The organism is Candidatus Abyssobacteria bacterium SURF_5 (genome assembly GCA_003598085.1).
Taxonomy (GTDB): Bacteria; Abyssobacteria; SURF-5; order SURF-5; family SURF-5; genus SURF-5.
This window is the reverse complement of the sequence record QZKU01000131.1, coordinates 1-24,406: the sequence shown is the minus strand read 5'-3', so window position 1 is coordinate 24,406 and position 24,406 is coordinate 1. Positions and strand designations below refer to the sequence as shown.

Sequence of the window (24,406 nt, the reverse complement as noted above, 5' to 3'; positions counted from 1 at the left end):
TCCCTACATGTGAGATTCGGTGCTGGACTGGCGGCTACCCTTTGTCCAGACCAGACTTTCACTGGTAAGAACTTGTATGCTTCCTTGGCGCACATCCGTCAAATTCGTGTTCCGAAAAGAGAGATTCTTCGCGCTCGCTCAGAATGACAAAAGAGGAAGGTTAGAATGATGCGGCTGAAGCCGCGTGTTCTGGATTCCCGCCCCGGATCAGGTCCGGGGCAAGCTTTAAGGCCTGCGGGAATGACACGAAAAAATCGGTGTGCATCTGTGTTTATCTGTGGTTTCAAGAATTCGATCAATTCGCGGAATTCGTGGTGAAGGAAGAAGAGGAAGTTTGAAATGACCACGCGAGACGCGTGGCAGGCATGGCTGGGGCCGCGTATTCCGGATGCCTGGCGGCAGCGGGGTCGAGCCCCGAACGCAGGCGGAGCAGGAATGGCACCTGATCGGGGTCCGGGGCAGGCTCATGAAAAATCCGTGTGCCCGCAGTCGAGCCGAGTTTATGCGGCGAAATAGCGTTCGTGCGATTCTTCGAGCGTTTCCCTCAGAATAGCGAGGCACTGATCGATTTGCTGCTCCGTGATGATGAACGGCGGCGCGAGCATGATGTGGTCGCCCCGTCCCTGGTCGTCCTGATAGTAGCCCGGATAGAAGAAGGCGCCTTTCATCATGCACTGCATGATGACGTCCATTTTCACGTTTTTTTCCTTCGGGAACGGTTCCTTCGTTTTCTTGTCCTTCACGAACTCGACGGCCCAGAGCATGCCTTTGCCGCGCACGTCGCCGACCATCGGGAGATCGAGAAGCTGCATCAGGCTTTCCTGCAGGTAATGCCCCATCTGCTCGGCCCGCTGGATGAGTTTCTCCTTTTCAATGATTTTCTGCACCGCGTTCCCGATCGCGCACGAAAGCGGGTGCGCCGAGAAGGTATACAGGTTCTGGAACTCGACTTCCTTTTCCTCGAACAATTGCACGAGCTTTTCGCGCACGGCCATGCCGGCCAGCGGCGCATATCCGCTGCTGACGCCTTTTGCGAAGACCGCGACATCGGGGATTACATTAAAGTGGTTCATCCCCATGTTCTTGCCGGTGCGTCCAAAGCCAGTCACCACCTCGTCGAAGATGAGGACGACATTATACTTGTCGCACGTTTTGCGGATGATCGGGAAATATTCGGGCGGCGGCACGGTCGCGCCCGCGGCCGCAGCTACAATCGGCTCGGCTATGAAAGCGGCGACGGTATCCGGGCCTTCTGCGAGAATCTTTTTTTCGAGGGCGCGCGCGCAGTCGATATCGCAGCCGGGATATTCCTTTCCGAATGGGCAGCGATAGCAGTAACACGGTTCGATGTGGGGCGTATCCCACAGCATCGGGATATAATCGGCTCTGCGCTTCGGGATATCGCCGAACGAGAGCGTCGCGAGGGTATTTCCGTGGTAGCTGAGCTTGCGCGAAATCACCTTGTATTTCGATGCCCTGCCCGCAACCACCTGGTATTGCCGCGCGAACTTGACGGCAACCTCATTCGCTTCCGAGCCGCCCGAGGCGTAATAGATGCGGTTCAATTCCGGCGGCATCAGTTTCTTTATCCGTTTCGTGAGCTCGATTCTGGGTTCCGAAGCGAAAACCGGAAGAACGTAGGATGTTTGCTCGAGCGCTTTTTTGGCGGCTTCGGCGACTTCCTTGCGGCCATGCCCGATATTGACGGCCATCGGCCCGCCGGAAGCGTCGATCAACTTTCTGCCATAGGAGTCATATACGTAAACGCCCTCGGTCTTCGTCGTCAAAACCGGCGGCAGGTGCGGGTCCTTATAGAACATGTTTTGAACAACTTCCTGCATATCCATATACTTCCTCCTCTGGCAGTTGTTACGCGTTCTCGATTAATTCAAGGATAAACGGCTTGGTGTCGAGATAAGCATACCGGCGCATGCCGTGTCCCTGCTGGAGTATTCCGACTCCCAACTCGCGAAATTTCCGAAGGTCTTCGTCGAATGTAGACGTGAATCTTCCCAAATGATGGATACCTTCGCCGTTGCGTTCGAGATACTCGACGTGGACCGAGTCGCCCTCGAGTATCTGGATCAATTCGATCTGGAGCGGGCCCAGGTGCGCAAAGCCGAGCCTGCCCTTGATCATTATCTCTCTGCCGTCGGCCAGCGTCGCCGGCGCCTCGCCCTCGATAATATTGAAGGCATCCTTGCCGAGGAACGGTTCGTATGCGCGGGCGGTGGCTTCGACGTCACGAACCACGATGCCGATTTGATCGACAGATGGGAACGGGATACTTTCAAATTCCATAATTTGTGCCCTTTGAATCACAGGTCGAAAAAACCACTGATAGAGTATTCGGCTGGTGTAAAATGTGCAGGTCTGGCCCCATTGGAATTCCTCGCACATTCAAGATCGGCCGAATGAATTCGGCCCTACCAAAAGGGGTTTCGCAGCGCAATCAAATGTGTAGGTGTGACCTCCTTGCAACTCTTAATCGCACATCTCGTCGATTTCGGAGAGCACCTTGTTGAGGACATCGATGCCGAAATCGATTTCGTCGCTGGTAATCGTAAACGGCGGCGCCACACGAATGGTATTCGGGACAGCCGAGCCGACCATGACGCCGTTGAAAACGCATTTTTCGGATATCATCACCTCGGGATACTTCGAGATGTCGCCGGTAAACGTGGCGAAGCGGTCTTCCTTCACAAACGGCTCTTTTGTCTGCTTGTTCTTGACGACTTCGAATCCGCCGAGCAACCCGACGCTTTCGGCCAGCCCGATGCACTTATGCTCGCCCTCGAGCTCCTTCAGCTTCTTGTGGAGATAGGCCCCCTTCTCGGCCACGACTGCGGGCATGTTCTGCTTTATCTGATATTCCACCGCCGCCGCAACGCTTGCCGCCGCCAGCGGGTGGCCCGCATGCGTGCTTCCCGACCAATAGCGGTACTTATCCATCTCCTTGGTGATATCTTTCGAGAGGACGACGCCGCCGACGGGGACGGCGCATCCGTTCATGCCTTTTCCAATCGTCATGATGTCGGGCGTCACGCCTTCATAGAGCTGATACGCGAACCATTTCCCGCAGCGGCCGAACCCGCAGATGACCTCGTCGTCGATCCACAAGATGCCGAGTCGGCGCGTCATCTCGCGAAGCTGCGGGATATATTCCGGCGGCGGATTGATGGCGGAGCCGCCGTAAAAGATCTCGGTCACAACGGCGGCGACCGTCTCGGCGCCGACCGTCTTTATCAGGTTTTCGGAGGCCTTGATGCATGCAAGCGTGCCGTCCGCCTGCTTGCACGAAGGGTAAGTATGTCCGACCGAGCATCGATAGCAATAGGGGGCGGGCACGATATGGAAGCCGGTCCCGGGGAAATTGGGCACGTCGCGGATCTGGCCGGAGGTTGGCGAGGCCAGACTGGCGCGGTAATAGCGATTGCGTGATGCGCCCGCCGCGCCGCTGCTCGAGCCGTGATAGGCATATTCGCGCGTGATGATGTTGGGCCGGCCCGTCAGGTTCTTCGCGATGGCGAAAGCCTGCTCATTTGCTTCGCTGCCCGTATTGACAAAGCGGATGCGCCCGGCCCAGTTGTCCGGTCCGAGCAGGTCTTCCATGATCAATTTGGCCGCGCGCGCTCGGTACTCGGTGCAGAAAAGCTCCTGCACAAAACCGACCTTGTCGAGCGCCTCTTTGATGGCGGCATTCACGTACTCATTCTTGTATCCCAGGTTGGCGGCGATGACCTGACTGCAGAAATCGAGCAGTTTCATGCCGTTGGCAAGGACAACATAATTGCCTTCGGTGTGGTCGACCGGGATGAACCGGTATTCGTCGGCCGCCTGCTTGACGTGGAAGTAATACTTGCTGTCCCACTCGTATATCTGGTCCCAATTGGTTTCCTTCGTCATGTGCGTCCCCCTTTACCGTGGCTCGCCCGCGGGTTTATTCTCAATGAACGCCGCTCAATGAATGCGGGATAATTATACTGCCGCCGTTTCACCGAAAGCAAGCGGAAACAAAACGATCAGGCCGCACCGGCGACTTCCTGTGCGGCGGGGACTACGGCGGGTTTCTTGCGCTCTTCTGTCAGGGCGAGCGAGAGGAGGCGGATGATCCAGGTGCCGAAGACCAGCATCAGCGTAGCCTGGTATGCGATGAGCGGATAACCGCCATCGGTTTTCGGAAACAGAGCGACGATGTTGCCCATGAGCTGAGTGAAGGCTGCGCCGCCGAGAAACGTAAAGAAATTGATGATTCCTACCGCGATTCCGAGTATTTCGATCGAGAAGGCTTCACGCACCATCGCGTGGGTCAGGACGCCGCCGCCGGCAGCCATCGCCATAAGGAAAAGGAAAGAGGGGATGACCTCGCGCGGAAGCGCTTGCGGCAGGAAGGCGGGGATGAACCAGACGGCGATGCTCAGGAGGGAGCCCCAGACCAGCACGCGTTTTCGCGATTTCACCAATCTGTCGGACAGGAGCCCCCATAGAGGCGCTCCGCAGATGCCGCCTGCGGAGTACCACAGAAGCGCATTGCCGACTTCGATCAACGAAAATCCGTAGGTGCGGCTGAGGAACGGTCCCGCCCACAGGCTCTGAAACCCTTGCTGCGAGCTTCCCGCAATCATGAAGATCACGAGCATCAGGTAACTGCGATTGCGCATGAGCGCGCAGATTGTTCTGAAAAACAAAATCGTTCTGTCCCATCCGCTTTCCCCCGGCTGTGATAGAGGCGAAGCGATGTGCGCGGGTTCGTCGTTGGGCGTGTTGCGCACGCGGAAGTATACGAGAGCGATTAATCCCAATGTCAGGAGAGCGACAAACCCGTAGGAGACTCTCCAGCCGACCGCCTCGACCGAGAGGGCGAGCGGGGTAGTCGCCAGCATGTTCCCCAGCATCCCGAGCGACATGAGCAACCCGAGCACGGTCCCGAACTCGTGTTCATCGAACCACGCGCTCAGTATCTTGATGAGCGAAAGATAAATACACGAGATCCCGGCTCCGATCAGAATTCTTCCGGCCATCGCCGCGGAATAACTCCATGCGACCGCGAACAGGACAGTTCCAGCGGTTGCCAGGGCAAGCGACAGGAGCACGGTTCGCTTTGCGCCCACATTATCCGCAAGATAGCCGGCGGGCAGTTGAAGAAACGCGTAACAGTAGAGCAGCACACCCCCAAGAAGTCCGAGTTGGGCCGGTCCGAGGTGGAACTCCCCGACGAGCAGATCGCTGATGACGGCCAGCGTCACCCGATGAAAGCTGACGTAGCAATATACCAGCGATACGGCCGCAAAAAGCACCAGTTTTTTGCGTCTCAATATGGATGGAATATGCATGAGCGATACCGGGGCTGGGAGAGTGATGTTGAATTGCCTGCTGCAATTATTGGATGGTATTATAAGAGAGCGACCGAATGAAGTCAACAGCATCTGGAGGCGGGAGATCGACGAGATGAAACAGGTGAGAATTTATACGAGCGAGAACTGTTACTATTGCGACCGCGCCAAAGTGCTTTTGGGCAAGAAAGGGGTAGCCTACGAGGAGATCGACGTCGAACGGAATCGGAATGCGATGATGGAGGTAGTCAAAACCACCGGACGCCAGACGGTTCCGCAGATCTTCATCGGGGATTTCCACGTCGGCGGCTGTGACGATCTGTATGCGCTCGATGCGCAGGGCAAGCTGGATGCGCTCCTCGGACTCGAGCAGTAGGAGGGCGGGCTTGATCCGGCTGCTTCAGTAGCCAGCGGCCTTCTTCATCATCTCGAAGATTTCCGTTTGTTCGAGATAACCCGCCGGCTCCCCGGCGGCGCCCCATCTTACGAGGATAACCGGCTCCGAGTAGTGCTCGACCGTCGCCCACGCCATTGAGTACTCCGTACCCAGGACACGCGCCAGCGCCTGCATCGGGTAAGCGTATTCCCTGTATCGGGGTTTCGTCACGTGAAATGCCGACAACGGACCGGCCCGAAGAATCTCTGCAGCCTGTCGCTTCGTAATCTGGACTCCAAAGTGTTTCGCCACGATTTGCTTCAGGTTTCCTGCCGAAGGCTCACTTTCCAGGAGTAAGAGAAGGTATTCAAACGAAATGTCCTGCAGAGCTATTTTCTTTATTGATCCCTCGCCCGGATAGAACGTGTCTTTCAGGACATCCGAGTACCGTGCCGAGAGCGTAGGGGCGGCCGTCGCGTGATCGGCGGTAATGAAGATCGCCGTTTGAGGATGCGCGCGCGCAAAATCGAGCGCGGCTCCAACGGCTTCATCAAATTCGAGCGCTTCCGCGAGCATAGCGCCGGCGTCATGATTATGCGCCGCATGATCGATGCGGCCTCCCTCTACCATCAGGAAGAATCCCTTTTCATCCCTGGAGAGGGCAGTCAGAGCGAGCCGCGTCATTTGAGCCAGAGAGGGTGTGTTGGCGGCATCTTTCGGCTGTCGATCGAGCGCGTACGGCATGTGCGAGGCGGCGAAGAGGCCGAGGATTTTGTCGGAATCTTCGGCCGCCAGAAGCTGGTCCCGGTTGTGGAGGATCTGATATCCGGAGTTTTCCATCTTCTCGAGCAGGTTAATGTCGTCCCTTCGTTTCGATTCAAGATCGGCGCCTGCGACACGACTTATCGGCGCGAATTCGGAGGCTTTCTGTTCGTCAGGAATCCAATATGCAAGTCCGCCTCCCATTAACACGTCAACCCCTGCGTCGGCCATCTGAGCGGCGATTTCAGCCTCCGACTCGCGTTCAAATGCGTGAGCGGCGAAAGCGGCCGGGGTCGCATGCGAGATGGAGGTAGTCGTGACAATGCCCGTTCTTTTTCCCGCCCGCGCGGCGAGTTCGAGGATTGTTATTGCGCTCTCGCCATCCGGCGTCATCGATATCGTTCCGTTCCTCGTTTTGATTCCGGTCGCCAGCGCGGTTGCGGCGGCCGCAGAATCAATCACGAGCACATCGGCGGGGGACACGTGCACAAGCGCGACGTCGCCTTCGTCCATCGCGGATTCCAAATGGAGGCTTCTGTTCTCGAGTATGCGCGCATAATCGCGCAGCAAACCGATGACTTCAAAGCCCATTCCGTCTCCAATGAGGAGGATGATATTTTTTGCTGGGCCGGTCGGGTTGGAAAGAGGAGTTTGGGGTTCGGCGGGCGCGCTTGAGACCGCCACAACAAGCGAAACCAGGAGGACAGCAAGCAAGAGACAGTGCTGTATCCGGCAAGGCTTCATGACGAGCCTCCTTTCATTGTCCGGTTGCGGCAGGCTCGATCGGTGACGTCCATTTATGTCTTCCAACGGGAATCCCGGCCGAGCTCAAGCCGGGGGATAGAACCAGCGCCGCGAGTTCATCGCGCTCGGCCAGATCATTAAAAGCGGCATAATACAATTTCGAATCTTGCACCAGGACCGGCATTTTAATTCGACCGGTCTCCAGTTCCCCCAGGCGCGTTCCGTCGGCGCAACGAAACGCAAATAACCTGTTTTCATCTGAGGCGATGAACAAAGCCTCCTCGTGAACGGCCGGTGAAAAGCTGGTCTTGTTGCCGCCGGCTCCCTTCCATTTCAGGGCGCCCGATTCCGCATCGATGGCAAACACGTTGCCTTCGCGCGTGCACACGTACAGAATCCCGTCCGCCAGTGCGGGCGACGAAAAGACGCATCCGCCAACCGGGACTTTCCAGAAAAGGCTGCCGTCCCCTGCGCTGAGCGAGTAGACATGCTGGTCCCACGAACCGACAAAGACACGATCCCCATCAACCAGAGGGGCGGCGGTCACCTTATCTTTGGTTTCGAATTTCCATTGTACGCTGCCTGTCTCCACGTCGACGGCTCGAACGGTCCCATCCTCGGCGGCCACTATCAGGTTCTTCCCGAATACCGCGGGCGGGGCAAACACCTGTCCTCCCAGAGTGAACATCGGCTGTGGCGGCTCGGTTGCCTCGGGCGCACCGCCGCGTCCAAGCAGCAGAACCCCGAACAGAAGCACGTTCAGAAGGATGCTTGCCGCCAGCGCGACTCTTACCGTCGTTGGGGTCTGCAGGATGACGCGCTCCCTGACCCGGGGCGCGGGGCGCGCCTGTGCGGGCGGTGGAGCGGCGGCGGCGATTTCCTTCGCCGTGACTCCGCCTGCAGCCCGCAGGTGTTCCGGAAGCGCCTGGGTCAGCGCATTGATCACGTGCCGGAAACTCTCGTAGCGATTTGCCGGCTGTTTCTCGATCATCTTCGCGATGATGTTCGACAGGTTGCCGGGTATTTCAGGATTGATGAGTTTCGGCGATTCCGGCATCTTGGTTATGTGCATCTGAAGGATCTCGACCGCCGTCTGCGCGTTGAACGGGACTTTCCCGGTCAACATCTCGTACAGCACGATTCCGAGCGCGTAGATATCGGTGCGCTTGTCGACGGCTGTTCCCGAAGCCTGCTCCGGAGACATGTATTCAGGGGTGCCCATAATTGTGCCGGTAACGGTTAGGCGGGTTCCCTGCTCAGTATGGGCGATGCCGAAATCCATTATTTTGAATTTGCCGGATTCGTCCGACATGATGTTGTCCGGCTTGACATCGCGATGGATGATTCCCTGAGCGTGGGCCGTATCGAGCGCATCGGCGATTTGGACAAGAATCGATATGGCCTCCGCGACCGGCAGCCGACCGCGCTGCTCGAGGAGCTTCCTCAACGTCATTCCGCCCAGGTACTCCATCGCGAAATAATGGGTGCTTTCCTGCTCGCCGATGTCGAAAATTTTGATGATATTCGGATGGTTGAGACGAGCCACGGCTTTCGCCTCGCGGCGGAATCGCTCGATATATTTCGGAGTCCGGGTGAATTCCGGTGGAAGCACCTTGAGTGCTACGGTGGCATTCGATTCGGAATCGCGTGCGAGATACACGTTGCCCATCCCGCCTTTTCCGATTTCCTTCAGGAGTTCATACTTGCCCAAGCGCTTTTGCACAATCGTTCCCTCGCTATGGTGTGGAGAAGTCGAACTGGAATCCGTCGTAAGGGCACCAGCCGCGGCGCTGGTTCTTCTCGACGTAAAACATCCGTTCGCAACTCGGGCACGAGACCCATTTGAAATTGCTGCTGTCAATCCGTGTTTCCGGCGCGGAAGCTCTTGTTGAGATGTCCCAAGCCACCAACCCAATGAGGACGGCGAGAAGGATCAGCACAAGCGCTTTGTGTAACATTGGATGGTCTCTCTTTCAGGTTTGCCCGCAGTAAAGCTGACGGGTTGGCGAATGCCCGCTTTGCCGAAAGGCACTGCAAGAATTGGGATCAGGTTACGTTTTCTTTCGTTCCGAATTTCTCAGTTAACGTCTTCATGAGTTGGGTGAAGTGCTTTTTTGCCCTTCTCGCTCCGGAACGATTTTCTTTCAACAGCCTGAATCCCTTGAGTGTGTGCCGCTCGACCAGAAGAAAGAGGATATTTTCACCTTTTGACTTCGGGAAAATATAGAACTTATCGGCCGGCTGCTTCCACTCGAATACGTAACCCGTCAGTTCTTCATCGTCTGCGAACACAATTTGCGCGAGATGCCCTGTCCGCGGCGGCTTCAGAGAGAGGAGATTCCGGCTGACATCGCCATCGAAATCGCGCACAAAAGTGACTGCTTTTAGTTCATGGAAGCGCGCATAGCTCTTGATCGGCTGCGCTGCCCGTTCGCGCAAGAGGAATGAGAACCCTTCGGCTGTGATATCCCAATCCAGAAGCCAGCCCTGTTTCACCTCACCGGAGAGATAATGCAGGACTACCTGCCGAAGCGGCATCGGCTGTTCGTAGCGAAACTCGAAGGCGCCGATTTTCACGCGGTCCAAATGATTGAGCGGAACTCTTCCCGAGAGCGCCATTTCATTGATAATTACCTGAGTTCCGGGCGGCGATGCCTGAAGAAAGGTTTGGACCACGTCGTCGGATCTTGTTCCGGTCAAAATATAACGCTTATCCACCAGGGAGATATGGGAGATCTCGACATCGATGCCTTCGCCCGTTCCAATCACGACCGATTTTATTTTTGATTTTTTTGCCGCCCGGCTGATGTTGATGTCTGTCGCCAGGCCCCTGGTCGGGTCTTTCAGGAGTATCAATTTGCCGGCTGGGTCCGCCTTCTTCGTGAGATAGTCATATGCCGACTGCCGTACGCCGCTGAGTGAAAGGACGGCGACAGCGGCAAGGATCAGGGCGCCGGCGCCGCCCGCGACATAAAAGGCAATGAGCTTAAGATTCAGCGGTTTCTCGCGGACACTTACCATTATTGGCAGTTCGCGCCGGTCGAAAGTCCATCCGGTGGGCGAGGAGAATCTAATCTTGCCTTCGTACTCTCCTTCTGTCAGCGGAGGAGCGTCTTCCTCCCGTGAGAGCGTGAGGTAGACGACTATCTCTCTTGGCTGATGAACGGGCAGCACGTTCAGGCGCAATCCTTCGGGCAAAGCGATGTCGGCTTCCACGCGAACCGCTTCGAGCTTGTCCGGGAATTCCTGCCACATGGGCAGGATATAGAGATCTCTGGTTTCCTTGTAGATGCCTTCGAGTTCGACGGGCCCAAAATGAATGGGCTGAGAAAGAAAGACTTTCAACGATTCTGAAACTGAGAAACGAAAAGGAATAGAGAACGGATTCACCATGAGAAGTTGCGGGTCGGACGGGTAGAAGAAGAAACGGCCGCCGTAATCGCCCCGCGCGAACCCTCGGCTCTCGAGGTGAAACGTTTCGCTCCACGGCTTGCTCTGGCACATTATTCGATAGGGACGGATATCAAACAACCGGTCCACCGTTTTCCCGCCCACAATATCCTCGATGTCCATCTCGATCATTTCGAGCCGGTCCGGTGGGCGCCGCGGGAAAAAAGAGAGCGTGAAGATAGTATGGGCCGGAATTTCGGGAACCCCGCCGATATTTTTCTCCTCCTCGACTACTCGAACGTCTGCGAGTGTCGCCTGCTGCAGCCACCGTTTGTCTTTCGGCCAATGGACGACGCGTGCTCCTACAGAATTCAGAAAAGACTGCAAGTCGGCTTCGACGATATCGCCCATGTAGAAGCAGACGAAGTGATAGTTGAGGCCGACCTCCAAATCGGAAAACTTGGTCTTCAGCGAGGTCAGCGTGATTTTTTCGGTTGACGGGTTTTCAGGTCCGCGCCCGTCGGTGATCAGCACCAGCAGCCGGTCATTGCGGTGCGCCCGGCGGTAGCTCTTTCTGATTTCGGTCAGGCCCTTTTCGAGAGCTGGCGAGAAGTTGGTGCCGCTTCCCGTTCCACGAAGCTGCAGAAGCTGCGCCTGGAGGTTCTTGATGTCCGACGGCTGGCGGACCGTTCCCGTCGATATCATTACGGGATTCTTTGAAAACTGATAGCACGTGAACGAGTCGCCCTCGCTCGCTCCGCCGGCGAATCGATGCAATATCCCGACAATTGCGGGGAGGTAAGCGGTCATGCTTTCGGAACTGTCGACAAGAAATACAACGTCTTGAGGAGGCACTTCCTGAGAGAAAGCCGGCGGCGCAAAGGCAAAGAAAAAGATGAAGGGCAGGACGATGAAAAGCAGCTTTGAGCTGGTTCTCCCTGTCGGCATCTTACTCCGAAAATTTCCTTGGTAAGGATTGAGAGAACGATGTATATGCAAATTCTAGCACAATGAAAACATGAAGTCAAAACAACATATGGAGCAGATTCCTCATCCTTGAGTGTCAGTCGCTATTCGCGGAGCGATGCCGAGTAAGCCCGGGCGATCGTGGTCCAGCGGAAATCATTGAGCAGGCGCAGAATCTTGTTTCTTCCGGAGCGGCGTCCCACATTGTTAAAGAAGCTTTCCTTGAGGGAGAGGTCTATTTTGATATGACGTCTGTCTATATCGCTCGGGTGGAAATACAGCATAAACGAATCGCCCCGCGAGTGGGTGATGGAGACGAGGGCTCTCTGGAGAAAAGAGGGAAGCAGCCGCAGGTAAATGCCGCCGCCGAACGGTATCCTGAGTCTGCCGAATTCCATTGCCTGCGGCGGAATCTCGATGAGGCTGTTTCCGGCGGCTGTGGTAATGCGGCAGGGATGAACGGGAAATCCGGCCACTCCATACATGTAGTTGTGGATGGGGAATATGCTGGAATCGTAAAGGAATCCGCTTTCGCACAGAACGTCCAACGCCCACGGGTTCCTCTCGGTAATCGAGCAGGACGGCGCCCTGAATCCGATTACTTTCCTGCCGGCCAGTCCGGAGAGCACGTCGGCGGCGCGGGCGACATCTTCCTTGAACGCCGCGGGGTTTTGCTCGTAGATCAGCTTGTGCGAATAGCTGTGGCACGCGATTTCGTGACCGTCTGCCGCAATGGCCTTTACCAGATCGGGATGTCGTTCGGCTACGGAGCCGAGTATGAAGAACGTCGCCTTCGATTCTTGCGGCTCGAGCGCCCGCAGGATATCGGCTGTATTCTCGCGCACCCTGCTGATGCTCGTGTCGATGCGGGACCAATCGGCGCTGTGGTAGTTTACATGATACCATTCTTCGACGTCGACGGTGAGGACATTCGGCGCCTGAGCGGGGAGGTCGAGCGGAGCGATCTCACGAAGGTTGAGCGGATTTCTCATTTTTCTTTTCGAGCTGTTCCAGCTTCCATTGCAGAATCCCGATCTGCTGGCTGAGAATTTCTTTCTCGCGCTCATGCTTCGAGAACATCACGGTCAGGTACAGGAGCAATCCGACGCAAAAGACCAGTCCGCCCAGCATGAAGATGGCCGGCTCATACCGAATCCCGAGCAGGTGCGCAAGCCTGATCCAAAGAGAATACCACAGCGTCAGAATGAAGACGATAAGGCTCCCGGCGAACCAGATCACGCCTAACTGGTCCTTCAATTTGTCGCGCCGAATAAGCTCGAAAATGACCAGCGTCAAGAGTCCGGCGCAAATCTTGATTACCAACAGAACCGGCTGTTCCATGGATTCTCTCCCGTTTAATGTCTTTGCAGTAAATAGATGATAACCTTTGTCGTCACCTTTATTGCGTAATAGATCGAGTGCAGCGAGTCTATCGACGATTTCCCGCTTTGCCGCTCCTTCATTTCAATCGGCGCCTCGATCACCCGAAACCCGTTGCCCAGCGCGTTCGCGACGGCCTCCACTTCCGGGTAATCCGATGCGTACTCGCGCGCGTACAAGGCGATCAGCCGCCGGTTCATCGCCTGAAAACCCGACGTTGGATCGGTGATCCTTTGATTAAAGAGGATCGCGATAAGGAACGAAAACCATGAGATGCCCAGCCGTCTGATCTTTGAAGCCTGGTATCCTTTTCCCTGAAGGAACCGCGAACCGATACACAAGTCTGCTTCTCTCCGAATGACGGGATCAAGGATGCTGCTGATGAAGGAAGGCGGATGCTGGCCGTCTGCGTCCAGCCTGATGAGATTGCTGTAATCCCGCTCATGCGCGAATTTGAATCCGGTCTGCAGAGCGACCCCGATCCCGCCGTTCAACGGAAGCCTGATAGCCTCCGCACCGGACGCACTTGCTATGGCCGCCGTATTATCCGACGAGCCGTCGTCAACCACCAGTACATCGAATGCGTACGGCAGCCCCGAGACCTCCCGATGAATTTCATCAATGACACCGCCGATGTTCTGAGCTTCGTTATAGGCGGGTATCAGGATCAGGATTTTCGGTTCATCCGGACTCTTCATCTTTTTGCTGTGCATTTATAGGCCATTGCGAGTCTTCCACGAAGCCGTCGTTTCTATTATAGATTCTGCTGCACAACCCCACTCTCGGGTTCAACCGCGCTATGGTAGGTGCGAATTTATTCGCACATTCAAGACTGGCCGAATGAATTCGGCCCTACCAAAGGGGGGTCTGCAGCGGAATCTATTATAGAGAAATTCTTCTTTCCCGTATAGAACCGCTTGCCGACCTGCTTCAGAAAATGTCGTACGCCCCGAAGGAAACGGCCATTTCCCTCACCGTCATTCCTGAAATCGAAACGGAATGACCCTGCAGGATGACCGAGAAAGGCTGCGGCTCGAACCTGTGCGGAACGACAACGAATCCAAGTCGCGTCAGGATCTCTTCTTTTCGGGAGCCGGGGGCGACGAGGCAAAATGTTGCCGCGCAATCGCCGCTTTCGCTCTCGGAAATTATGTGCGCGATCAGGCTCTCCACTGCTTCGGGTTCATGCTGTGGCGGCAGGAAAAGGTCGTTGATCGTAGTGATACGGACTCTGTCCCACAAAGAAAGCCGATAAACCGCCACCCCCGATGGAGCGTCGTCCCCGCCCGTTGTAATGATACGATATGGCCGTCTCGGAACATCGGTATAGCGCCAGTTGAGCCAGTCGATATTCGGATCGAGCGCGAGATCCGCATCCTCCCTCAGCCGCTCGAGCGGCAGTCCATTGAATGAGCGCCTCGATTGGACTGCGGCTTTTATTCTTGGTTTTTTCAACAGGAATCGGGCAAGCCTGCGGTCGATTCCGGCTGCGCCTAATATTCTTGCCGCCGGAAAGCGAACGGCGGCAAGAGCGGCGGGATTGTGAAGAAACACGAGCAATTTGGCCGTCCCGATATCGCTATAGCCGATCTTTCGCGTCAGACTCGGGAAACTGTTCGGATTGGGCAACCCGTAGGAAAGCGCAATCCCGGATCTTTTGAGCGCGTCGCACACCATTCTCCCGCACTCCGAGAAGAGGCCCCGCCCCATGTAGTCGGAACGAGTCATTCCGTTCACCAGTTGGCATGCCATAAGGGGGGCGCCGCGGAAAACAACAGGCGTCGGCACGGCGGCCAATGCAGTCACGACCATTCCGTCCGGCTTCTTGCCGATCCCAATGATCGCTCTTCCCAGCGGGTTGCGCCGGTATTCCCAGTCGAAATATTCCGCAAAGCGGGTGTCGGTCGCTCCGCGGTCCTGGCGGACCAGCGCGAGGATGCCCGCTTCTTCGGAATCATCCCACAACTTGAATGAGATATTTTCTTGGATCATTTTCCCTTGTCAGCGGCAAGAATTACGGAAACCGGATACCGGCGGCGCACTGGTTGCCGAAGCAGCCGTTGACCGGCAGGTAAAACGCATAGGAATAAGAATAGTTCGAGGGTCAGCGGAAAAAATCTCTGTTAGTTCAATCCAAGCTTCGTCTTGATACGGATTCCACTCGGAATTATATCAAGCGCGGCGGGTGTAAATCAAGGCAGCGGAAGGAAATCCGAAACGGCAGGAGCGGGCTGGAAGGCCGAGAAGTTTTGCCGAAGAGAGCTTCTCTCATGCTCCTGTAACGGTCTCTATCGATGCCGCCGTGATACTAACCATGCGCTCGAGCTGTGCGGGGGTGAACGTAAGATGCGGCATGAGCACAATCACGTTGCCCAGAGGTCGAATGATCATGCCGCGGCGCCTTGCTTCCATGATGGCTTTGATCCCTATTTTTTCGCCGTGACCGTATGGCTCGCGCGTTTTCCTGTCTTTCACAAGCTCGATGCCGACCATCAGCCCGCACTGCCGGATATCGCCGACGTGGGGCAGCTCACTGAGTGGACGGAGCAAGGTCTCGAGCAGCCTGATCTTGTTTCTTACTTTCTGGAGGGTTCTTTCGCGCTCGAAAATCTCGAGGTTGGCCACAGAAGCCGCGCAGCCAAGCGGGTTGCCGGTGTAGGTATGGCCGTGGAACAGCGTCCGCATCTCGACATAATCACCCAGGAAGCCTTGATAAATCTGTTCGGACGCCAGCGTGGCGGCAACGGGCAGATACCCGCCGCTCAATCCTTTTGCAGTGGCGAGGATATCAGGTGAAACATTTTCTCGTTCGCACGCGAAAAATGTTCCTGTTCTCCCGATTCCGACCGCGACTTCGTCAGCTATCATCAAAACGCCGTATCGGGAGCAGAGTTCGCGGATACGGGATAGGAAACCGGGCGGCTGCACAATGATTCCCGCCGCCGCAAATACCAGAGGCTCGATGAGGAGCGCGGCAACTTCATCCGCATGTTCTTTCAGGGTGCGCTCGATACTTTCAAGACAGGCCATGTCGCAGGTCGATTTATCCAGCTCGAGCGGGCACCGGTAGCAATAGGGAGAGGTCGCTCTGATCGAATCCATCAGGAGCGGGCGGTACATCTTGTGAAACAGATCGATTCCGCCGACGCCGACACTTCCGAGCGTGTCGCCATGGTAGGCGTTCTCGAAACAGATGAAGCGGGTCCGTCGCTTATGTGAGCCGCTGCGGTGTTGCTGCCAGAACTGAAACGCCATTTTCAAACCGATTTCGACTGCGGTCGAGCCGTTGTCGGAATAGAAGACTTTCGCGAGGCCTTCGGGCGCGCGCTCGATCAGCATTCTGGCAAGCCTGACCGAGGGAACGTTCGAGATTCCGAGCAGCGTCGAATGCGCGACGGACGCGAGCTGCTTTCTGATCGCCGAATCCAGTGCCGGCTTTCGATGCCCGTGCACGGTCACCCAAAGCGAGGAGACTCCATCCAAATACCTCTTTCCCCGTATGTCATAGAGATATGCCCCTTTGGCCCGCTCGATGATCAGCGGCGCATCGGCCTCATAATCCTGCATTTGCGTAAAGGGGTGCCAGATGAATTTCCGGTCGTCAGCTTCGAGCCGGGCGGGGTCTTGCTCTTTCTTTTTCGCCATCAGCGGCAGTTCCTCCGCAGAAAATCCACGAGTTGCCCCACGTCTATCGCCTCCTCTATCGCATTCTGAAGGCCGTCGAAACGCCGTTGCGATACCGAAACCATTTCCAAGCGCGGCAGGACACCCAAAAATGGCACACCGGGACAGTCTCTGAGGACTTCGGGATTGGTGCGTTCGGCAAGCGACGGTCTTTTGGGATAATTATTCATGATGACGCCTGCGACAGGAATCTTGCGAGCGCGCAAAGCGTCGAGCGTAAGCAAGGTATGGTTAATTGTTCCCAATGCGGGCCTGATCACCACGAGCGCGGGCAGCCCGAGATCGGACATCAGGTCCAGCATGTAATATCTCGGCCGGAGCGGAACATAAACTCCGCCAGCACCTTCCACTATCATCGCGTCGTGCCTGCTCCGCAGCTTCTGAAAGGCGCTTCGAATTCTGCGAATATCGAGCCGGGAATCCTCCCTTTCCGCCGCCACCTGCGGAGCGAGCGGATCGCGGAGCATGTATGGGCAAACCAGTTCGCGCTCGTCGTCGGTTGCGGCAGCCTCCATCAGGAATTCCACGTCCTCTGCAAGAGTTTTTCCCCTGCGAGAGCGACAGCCGGTGGCCGCAGGCTTCATGACGCCGACGTCAAAACCGTGTGCCCGCAGAGCCAGAACAAGGCCGCCGGCGACAACGGTCTTACCGACTTCCGTATCCGTCGCGGTTACGAAAAGCCCAGGTTTCGCCACACTTATCCCTTCATTCTCAGCGCCTCGAGCACCTGCCGCGCGCGCACTGGATTGAACGCGCCGCATTCGCAGGGCTTCGCCAGCAGGTATGCTCCCTGCTCGGGCGTCATGCGTCCCAGCTTCACCTCATCGGCCACCTTTTTTATGAGATTGAACGAGACCATTCCGTGGCCGCACAAGGTATTGATTTCGACGATCTCCGGCGGCGGCAGTTTTTCCTTTTTCCCAAAGATGCCGAGCGACTGCTCGACGCTGTGTCGCGTTATTCCCGCCTTTCCGCAGCATTCTTTCACCTGTTCCAGCAGTCCGCTCACGTTAATCGGAATCCCCAGATCGGCCTCTTTCAGCTCCGCGATTGCGGATGCGAGAGAATCCGGATTATCGAAGACGGCGGTAATTCCTATTTGGTCCTGCATTTCTTCCTTCAGCCGGCGCGGGTCGACGCGCCGCATCGCCATGTTCTCGATCTTTGCCATGTTGAGCGGGTTATGCCGGAGGCAGATTTCGGTGAACCGTTTCATTTTATCGGGCAGATCGGGCGACAGGCTTCGCGACGGCGTTGCGAAAAGAACAAAATCCTGCCGGAGTGTCTGTGGAGTTCCTCTTCGATGTAATGTGTTCGTCATCAGGACATTCCCTCCACGGGGCGCCCGAGTCCCAGGTTCGTTTTCCCGTTGAGCGAGAGCGGATATCCGGCGCCGCTGCAGATGCTCTCGTGCGGTATGCCTCCCTCGGGATCACATTTGGTCGAGACGCCGACGCTTATCACCGTATCGAGCGCGGTTGCAGTTTTCTCGACCAGATGAAGGACTTCGGGCAGATCGGCGAGCTTTATTTTGAGTTCGATGATCGCCGACAACACTTTTTCATTTGCGATATCTTTCCTGAGCGAGCCGTTTTGCGGATCGTTCATGAGATGAGTTAACGGGTTCTGCGGCTCGAAGAAAACGTCGAGCTGTGCGAGCGCCCGGGTCATCGTGTCGATATCACGAAAGAAAACCCCTGTCCCCGGCCTGCCGAGATCGATCACGATGCCGGCCTCGCCGGGCCCGATGCGGCCGGTAATGTCGTTGGTCTTGATCTCTTCGGTTCCCCGCCCGGCCATTCCCGTGCTGTCGTGCGTTACGGTCGGGTCGCTGAAAGCGCGCCTGAGCGAGCGCGGCCACTTGAGTTCCGGCGGAACGAGCGCTCCGGTCGGGCAGACATCCAGAGGCGCGTCGTAGCGCAAATGGAGCGCCCTGAACAGGCGTCTCAAGCCGCGCACAAATGTCGCCCTCAGCCCTTCGGGCCCGCAGCAGCGGTAGCACGTGCTGCATTCCACGCACTCATCCTCATTGACTACCGCGACGTCGTTTTCGACTCGAATCGCGCCCATGGTGCAGAACGGAACGCAATTGCCGCAGCCGACGCATTTTGCCGCATCAATTTCCATGGAATTTTTCCCTCAGATAATGCCGCACTTCTTGCCGGCGCGCTCGAACGCCTGGACCGCAAGCTCCATATCGGCCGTCTCGTGCAGGGCCGAAGGCACAATGCGCAGCCGGGATGATCCTTCCGGGACGGACGGCGGACGAATCGCCTGCGCGAAAACGCCTTCCTTGAGCAATGCGGTCGCCATCGCCACACAGGTTCGGGCGTCGCCGACGATCAAGGGAATGATGAACGTTTCCGAGGAGCCGACGGAAAAACCGGATGCTCTCAGCCCGGTCTTCAAGGTATCGGCGTTTTGCCAGAGCCGGCGCGGGAAATCGGGTTCATCTTTGAGAATCTTCAAAGCCGCCAGTGCTGCCGCTGCCGACGCCGGCGGAAGGGCGGTTGTGTAGATGAAACTCCGGGCCCGGTTGATCAGCAGCTCGATGAGCTGGTTTGGGCCGGCAATGAACGCCCCGTAGCTCCCGAGGGCTTTGCTGAGGGTCCCCATCTGGACATCGACGCCGTTCAGGCTGAAGTAAGCGGAAGTTCCGCTCCAATCTTTGCCAAGGACGCCGGTGGCGTGCGCGTCATCCACCATGAGGAGCGTGCCGAATTCATCCGCAAGGTCCGCCAATTCCGGCAGGGGCGCGATATCGCCATCCATGCTGAAAACGCCATCCGTCACGATCATTTTGCGGCCGGCCGCCCTGCTCTTTTTCAGCGTCTTCCGCAGTTGGCCCGTATCGCGATGAGGGAAAATCCTGATACGCGCGCGACTGAGCCGGCAGGCGTCAATGATGCTGGCGTGGTTGAGTCGGTCGCTGTAGATGGTATCGCCGGGACCGCACAAGGTGGAGACAGCGCCGATATTTGCGAGATAGCCGGAGCCGAAAACCAATGCCGATTCCGTTTTCTTCAGATTTGCCAGCGCCCGCTCGAGTTCCTTATGGATTGAAAGTGTTCCCGAAACGAGCCGGGACGCGCCCGCTCCGGCCCCATCCCTCTCGAGCGCCTCTCGGGCGGCCTGTTTCACCGCGGGATGATTTGCCAGGCCGAGATAATCATTCGTGCAGAGCAGCAGGACCTCTTTCCCGTTGATGCGAACGCGGGGGCCGATGGGTCCCTCGATAGTCTCAGGCCGGCGCAGCAGGCCTTGCGTCTCGATATCATTCAGCTCGTGCGCAATGGCGGCGTATTCACGAGCGGCAGCATCACGAATTGGTATCATATTGAACGTCTGCACTCCGCAACTTTCAAGTTGTGAGGCCGAGGTCGGATATCATTTCGAGGTCCTCTCTCGGATCGCGGCCGAGGGTGGTCAGGTAATTGCCGATCATCGAGCCGTTGGCGCCGGCGACGTACATCAGCGGTTGCAGCGAGCGAAGGTTGCGTTCGCGTCCCCCACACGTGCGAATATCCTTGTCCGGCATCATAAAACGGAACATCGCGATGATCTTCAGGATCTCGAGCGGGGAAAGCGGTTGGGCCGATTCAAGTCTGGTGCCGGGAATCGGATTCAGGAAGTTCAGCGGCACGGAATCCACTTGCAACGCGCGCAGCGCGAGCGCCATCTCGACACGATGCTCGTTTGTTTCTCCCATGCCGAAAATGCCGCCGCAGCATACGACAAAGCCCACCTCTTTCGCCGCCCGCACGGTTTCCACTCTGTCGGCATACGTGTGAGTGGAACAGATCGAGGAAAAGAAGCTTTCGGCGGTTTCGATGTTGTGATGAATGCTCTGCAGGCCGGCATCCTTTAATCTGAGCAACTGTTCGCGTGAGAGGGTTCCCAAAGAGGCGCACCGGCCAAGGGCGGTGGTCTTCTCCATACCCGCCAGCGCCGCGCACACGCAATCAAGCACGTGGTCCTTGTCCACGCCGCGGCCGCTGGTGACGATGCCGAATCGGTGCGCGCTCATCTGCTCCGCGGCGCGGGCATGTTCCAGTATTCTTGACGCGTCCATCAATGGATACACAGCGACGCCCGTATCATGGTGAGCCGATTGAGCGCAGAATGCGCAGTCCTCGGAGCACATGCCCGATTTCGCGTTGACGACGCCGCACAGATCGATGGTGTCGCCCTTGAAATGGCGGCGGACATCGTTCGCCGCCGCGAGCAAGTGAAAGACGCGCTCCCGCGGGGTCTCAAGAATCGCGAGCGCTTCGGCTTGCTCCAGCCGCTCTCCTTTTGTTACGCGCTCCGCCCAGCCGGCGAAATTTTTTCTTTCGACCATCTGTAATTCCGGGATGTGTTCAGCAAAAAAACTGTGCTCATCGTAACAGGCGAGGGCGGCATTTGTCAACCAAAAGGCCGCTCCAGGTTGACGAAAGCTCCCGGCATACCGGCGCATGCTCGAACGGCCGGCGCACCAAGGGAAAAGGCGAGGCGCCCGAAGAAGGTTTGAACGAAACGATTCAGATATGGATTACCTGCTGATCGAACGAGAAGATATCCAGCGTTTTCTCCAGATGGGCTATGAACTGGATACCGTATGCGAAGAGGAAGGGAAAGATGTTGAGCACGCGTTCCTGTTCTTTTCCTTCCGGGAAGAGGTTTGTCTTCAACTTGTCAATTTGCTGTTCGGCCACGTCAAGATCGGTCTGCTGAGCCGACACAAGTTTCTCACGCAGCCGATCCATTTCTTCGCCGATTTTTCTTTTCAGCTTATCAATGGGTTCGACGAGCGTCGTCTCAACCTCGGCAACTTCGCGCCTTAACTCATCGAGCAGCATCTGTATGACTTCGAGCTTTCTGTCGCATGCCTGCACGATCGGGCGTCCCGACTTGTGCGCGGCTGTCATCTGCAGCAGCTCTTTCCTGTTTTTGGGCATATCTTCCACATGTAGTCCGTACCGCTCCAAAATTTTTGCAACGGTCGCCTCCACCAGTACCGCACGTGCCCGCGGATAGATAACCGGCATCACGAGATCGAAAAATGAGTAGACATTCCTCATTTGTGCGAAATAAGCAATCTCGCCGGGGCCTCCAACGCAGGCGATAGTTGGAAGGATATGGTCCTGCACGAGCGGCCTGAGAGCCGCGCTCGGACTGAATCGCTGAGGTTCCTGCGCGAGCATGTCCAGCATTTCGGCCTGATCGTATTCGAGGCCGATGCGGTCGACGATGAATCTGCCCTGGCGGAAGCGCACCTTGTTGCGCCGGCCTTGCGCATAGAAGAAGAAATTGACCTCGTCTTCTTTCCGCTCGATCTGCCGGTGGTAGCCCAGCGCCTGCAACTGGATGCCGGCCTCGTTGATGAGTCGCGAGGAGCGCAGCGGCGTCTTGATCTCGCGCCCGACGACCGGGCGGGCAAGCTGGCGGCATGGCGGCAGGTGCGCGTCGAGGATGATCAGCCCGTAGGGGTTGAACAATGCCTGCAACAAATGCGAAAACCAGTCGGCGAGCGAGTAGCAGCGTCCGAGCGAATTGCGCAGCAAGTTCACCAGGTACGGCTTGAATTCGGTCGTGTCGGTGTCGCCTTCGAGGAGGTCGATGAGGAAAGAGAGGGACGGTTCGAGCGGAATATCAAAGATGGATTTTCCTTCCACATCGGCCTGCGGCTCATACATGAGGCTGATGAGGCGGTTGTCGCGGTTGACGAACTCGACATGACGCACGTCCTGAAAATCATGGTCTTCGGACGCGTTCCAGAAGATGGGCACTGCGGGAATATTGTGTCTTTGACTGATATGGCGAGCCAGCTTGATGGCGGTGATCGTCTTGTAAATCGTGTACAGCGGACCGGTAAAGATCGCCGGCTGTTGGCCGGTGACGACGGCGACCGTGTTGCTTTCCGACAGCTTGTCTATGTTCTGAATCGTTTCCTCGCCGCAGTCCATCCTCTTGTTGTACAGCTTGATTTCATTGATCTGGTTCTCGTCGAAGCGCCTCTGCTGGGTTCCGCGCAGTTCGCTGAGTGCGGCGTCAAGGTTTCGGGGGTCGTACCGAAAGAACTGGCGCACCTGCTGGAAATTGTGGGAGTAGTCGTTGAAGAGCTGGCGCGCCGGTGACATGCTTTATCCTTGCTTCCCCCTCGCTTTGCGCAGGCGTTTGCCGCCGCCCACGCGGACCAGTTGCATCATGTTGGTCATTCCCGAGACGCCGAGCGGATATCCGGCCGTAATGATGATGCTGTCGCCCCGGCGGACCATAGCCCTCTTCAGCAGTTCTTCTTTCACGCGCTCGATCATGCGATCAACGGTTTCGGCCGGTTCCACCAGGATCGATTGGACGCCCCAGTACAGACTCACCCGTTCCTGGACCGATTTGTGTTGAGTCACCGCAATGATGGGGGCCTCCGGCCGATAGCTGGCGATATGCTGAGCGGTGAATCCAGACGAGGTAAAGCATACGATGAGACGCGTGGGCAAATGGCGGGAGGTTGTCTGTGTGGCTTGCCCGATTGCGTCTTCAAACGAATCGATCGCGGTGGAGCGCCGGAAGATTTTTTTCTCCTTCTCGATCACATAGATATCCGCCTCTTCGGCTATTTTCGCCATCGTCTTGACGGAAAGAACGGGATAATCGCCGATGGCAGTCTCACCCGACAGCATGACGGCGCTCGTGCCATCGTAAATTGCATTCACGATATCCGAAGCCTCAGCCCGGGTAGGAGTCGCCTCGTGAATCATTGATTCGAGCATTTGCGTTGCCGTTATCACCGGCTTGCCTGCTTGGTTACAGCGCCCGATCAGTTCCTTCTGAATTTGCGGCACTTTCTCCGGCGGCATTTCCACTCCGAGATCGCCGCGAGCGACCATGATGCCGTCGGAGACCGAAATGATGTCGTCGATATTGTCGAGCGCCTCCGGTTTCTCGATTTTTGCGATAATAGGAGTCGCGCACTTCAGATTCTGCAGCAGCGCCCTCAGGCGGTTGATGTCGTCGGGCTGCCGGACAAAGCTGATGGCGAAGAAATCGACCCCCAGTGCGGCGGCAAACGTGATGTCTTCTTTGTCCTTGCGCGTGAGAGTCGGCTCCGAGACTTTTATTCCCGGCAGATTGATTCCCTTGCGGGCGCCCAGCACGCCGCCGGAGACAACACGACAGTAGATGTCTCTTCCAGATATTTTTTTCACGGTTACTTCGATTGAACCGTCATCGAGGAGAATGCGGTCACCGGGCTTGACATCGCGGTGGAGGCGCCGATATGTTGTCGATATTCGGCCGTTGGAGCCTTTGATTTGCTCGGTGGTGATGATGAGGGTGCTTCCTGTGCGCACGTTCAACGGGTCGGTCGCCAGTTCTCCGGTCCGAATTTTCGGTCCCTGCAGATCGGCTATGATGCCGACGGGCCGGCGCATCTCGCTGCTCAGCTTTCGAATCAAGCGGAAGCTGCGCTCGTGTCCTTCCTGGGTCCCATGGGAAAAATTCAGGCGCGCGACGTCCATTCCCGCCTCGAGCATCCGGCGGAGAACGGCCTCGTCACTTGATTTCGGGCCGATGGTCGCGATTATTTTGGTTCTGCGCATGCGAATAAGCACATGTCTGGAGGTTTGTGTGTGTTTAGAAGATGCCTAAATTATAGTTAAATAGTATTGAATTTGCAATTCGCGCCGGAACGGCAGCGATTCCGCAAACCGGGTGGGGAATTCCCACATAAGTTCTTGAGTTGCCTTAAGTAATCCCACCAGCAGATTTCTTGAGCAAAGTCGCGATCAAA

At 56.7% G+C, this 24,406-nt stretch carries 21 protein-coding genes; 1 reads left to right on the top strand and 20 read right to left on the bottom strand.

Features of this window, described 5'->3' with window-relative positions:
- Positions 1–500: 500 nt before the first annotated feature.
- From C4520_19855 to C4520_19840, 4 genes are all read right to left on the bottom strand, one after another.
- On the bottom strand, positions 501–1,847 hold the full coding sequence (locus tag C4520_19855; protein RJP15680.1) for an aspartate aminotransferase family protein: 1,347 nt from the start codon (positions 1,845–1,847) through the stop codon (positions 501–503).
- A 22-nt stretch (positions 1,848–1,869) separates the two neighbouring features.
- Positions 1,870–2,400, bottom strand: a complete 531-nt coding sequence (locus C4520_19850) for a hypothetical protein (protein RJP15679.1) — start codon at positions 2,398–2,400, stop codon at positions 1,870–1,872.
- 84 nt (positions 2,401–2,484) lie between these two features.
- Positions 2,485–3,906, bottom strand: a complete 1,422-nt coding sequence (locus C4520_19845) for an aspartate aminotransferase family protein (GenBank protein ID RJP15678.1) — start codon at positions 3,904–3,906, stop codon at positions 2,485–2,487.
- A 116-nt stretch (positions 3,907–4,022) separates the two neighbouring features.
- Positions 4,023–5,426 (bottom strand): MFS transporter, encoded by a 1,404-nt coding sequence (locus C4520_19840; protein ID RJP15677.1) that lies wholly within the window; start codon positions 5,424–5,426, stop codon positions 4,023–4,025.
- A 22-nt stretch (positions 5,427–5,448) separates the two neighbouring features.
- Between C4520_19840 and grxC the strand changes: the two genes are divergently transcribed.
- Positions 5,449–5,709 (top strand): glutaredoxin 3, encoded by a 261-nt coding sequence (gene grxC, locus C4520_19835; GenBank protein ID RJP15676.1) that lies wholly within the window; start codon positions 5,449–5,451, stop codon positions 5,707–5,709.
- A gap of 24 nt (positions 5,710–5,733) precedes the next feature.
- On the opposite strand, the gene C4520_19830 is transcribed toward grxC, so the two are convergent.
- The 16 genes from C4520_19830 to pyk form a co-directional block, all read right to left on the bottom strand.
- On the bottom strand, positions 5,734–7,215 hold the full coding sequence (locus tag C4520_19830; GenBank protein ID RJP15675.1) for a hypothetical protein: 1,482 nt from the start codon (positions 7,213–7,215) through the stop codon (positions 5,734–5,736).
- A gap of 13 nt (positions 7,216–7,228) precedes the next feature.
- Positions 7,229–8,938 carry a hypothetical protein gene (locus C4520_19825; protein RJP15674.1) on the bottom strand — a complete coding sequence of 570 codons (1,710 nt, stop codon included), beginning with the start codon at positions 8,936–8,938 and terminating at the stop codon, positions 7,229–7,231.
- A 13-nt stretch (positions 8,939–8,951) separates the two neighbouring features.
- Positions 8,952–9,173: a hypothetical protein gene (locus tag C4520_19820; protein ID RJP15673.1), complete on the bottom strand. Its 222-nt coding sequence runs from the start codon at positions 9,171–9,173 to the stop codon at positions 8,952–8,954.
- Between the two features lie 88 nt (positions 9,174–9,261).
- On the bottom strand, positions 9,262–11,553 hold the full coding sequence (locus C4520_19815) for a VWA domain-containing protein (protein ID RJP15672.1): 2,292 nt from the start codon (positions 11,551–11,553) through the stop codon (positions 9,262–9,264).
- A 122-nt stretch (positions 11,554–11,675) separates the two neighbouring features.
- The gene (locus C4520_19810; GenBank protein ID RJP15671.1) at positions 11,676–12,638 is read right to left on the bottom strand and encodes a DUF3473 domain-containing protein; all 963 of its coding nucleotides are present in this window, start codon (positions 12,636–12,638) and stop codon (positions 11,676–11,678) included.
- Entirely contained in the window at positions 12,538–12,912 is a 375-nt protein-coding gene (locus C4520_19805) for a DUF2304 domain-containing protein (GenBank protein RJP15670.1), read from the bottom strand. The genes C4520_19810 and C4520_19805 overlap by 101 nt, the downstream gene beginning before the upstream one ends.
- Positions 12,913–12,926: 14 nt before the next feature.
- On the bottom strand, positions 12,927–13,664 hold the full coding sequence (locus C4520_19800; protein RJP15669.1) for a glycosyltransferase family 2 protein: 738 nt from the start codon (positions 13,662–13,664) through the stop codon (positions 12,927–12,929).
- A gap of 217 nt (positions 13,665–13,881) precedes the next feature.
- Positions 13,882–14,943, bottom strand: a complete 1,062-nt coding sequence (locus C4520_19795) for a GNAT family N-acetyltransferase (protein ID RJP15668.1) — start codon at positions 14,941–14,943, stop codon at positions 13,882–13,884.
- Positions 14,944–15,219: 276 nt separating this feature from the next.
- Entirely contained in the window at positions 15,220–16,596 is a 1,377-nt protein-coding gene (gene bioA / locus C4520_19790; GenBank protein RJP15667.1) for an adenosylmethionine--8-amino-7-oxononanoate transaminase, read from the bottom strand.
- On the bottom strand, positions 16,596–17,396 hold the full coding sequence (gene bioD / locus C4520_19785; GenBank protein RJP15666.1) for a dethiobiotin synthase: 801 nt from the start codon (positions 17,394–17,396) through the stop codon (positions 16,596–16,598). Before bioD ends, bioA begins: the two co-directional genes overlap by 1 nt.
- Positions 17,333–17,956: a hypothetical protein gene (locus C4520_19780; protein RJP15665.1), complete on the bottom strand. Its 624-nt coding sequence runs from the start codon at positions 17,954–17,956 to the stop codon at positions 17,333–17,335. The genes bioD and C4520_19780 overlap by 64 nt, the downstream gene beginning before the upstream one ends.
- On the bottom strand, positions 17,956–18,762 hold the full coding sequence (locus C4520_19775; protein ID RJP15664.1) for a 4Fe-4S ferredoxin: 807 nt from the start codon (positions 18,760–18,762) through the stop codon (positions 17,956–17,958). Before C4520_19775 ends, C4520_19780 begins: the two co-directional genes overlap by 1 nt.
- A 12-nt stretch (positions 18,763–18,774) precedes the next feature.
- On the bottom strand, positions 18,775–19,971 hold the full coding sequence (bioF, locus tag C4520_19770; protein ID RJP15663.1) for an 8-amino-7-oxononanoate synthase: 1,197 nt from the start codon (positions 19,969–19,971) through the stop codon (positions 18,775–18,777).
- 25 nt (positions 19,972–19,996) lie between these two features.
- The gene (gene bioB / locus C4520_19765; protein ID RJP15662.1) at positions 19,997–20,977 is read right to left on the bottom strand and encodes a biotin synthase BioB; all 981 of its coding nucleotides are present in this window, start codon (positions 20,975–20,977) and stop codon (positions 19,997–19,999) included.
- 181 nt (positions 20,978–21,158) lie between these two features.
- Positions 21,159–22,757, bottom strand: a complete 1,599-nt coding sequence (gene bshC, locus C4520_19760; GenBank protein ID RJP15661.1) for a bacillithiol biosynthesis cysteine-adding enzyme BshC — start codon at positions 22,755–22,757, stop codon at positions 21,159–21,161.
- Positions 22,758–22,760: 3 nt separating this feature from the next.
- Positions 22,761–24,215, bottom strand: coding sequence for a pyruvate kinase (gene pyk, locus C4520_19755; protein ID RJP15660.1), 1,455 nt, complete (start codon positions 24,213–24,215; stop codon positions 22,761–22,763).
- Positions 24,216–24,406 lie beyond the last annotated feature (191 nt).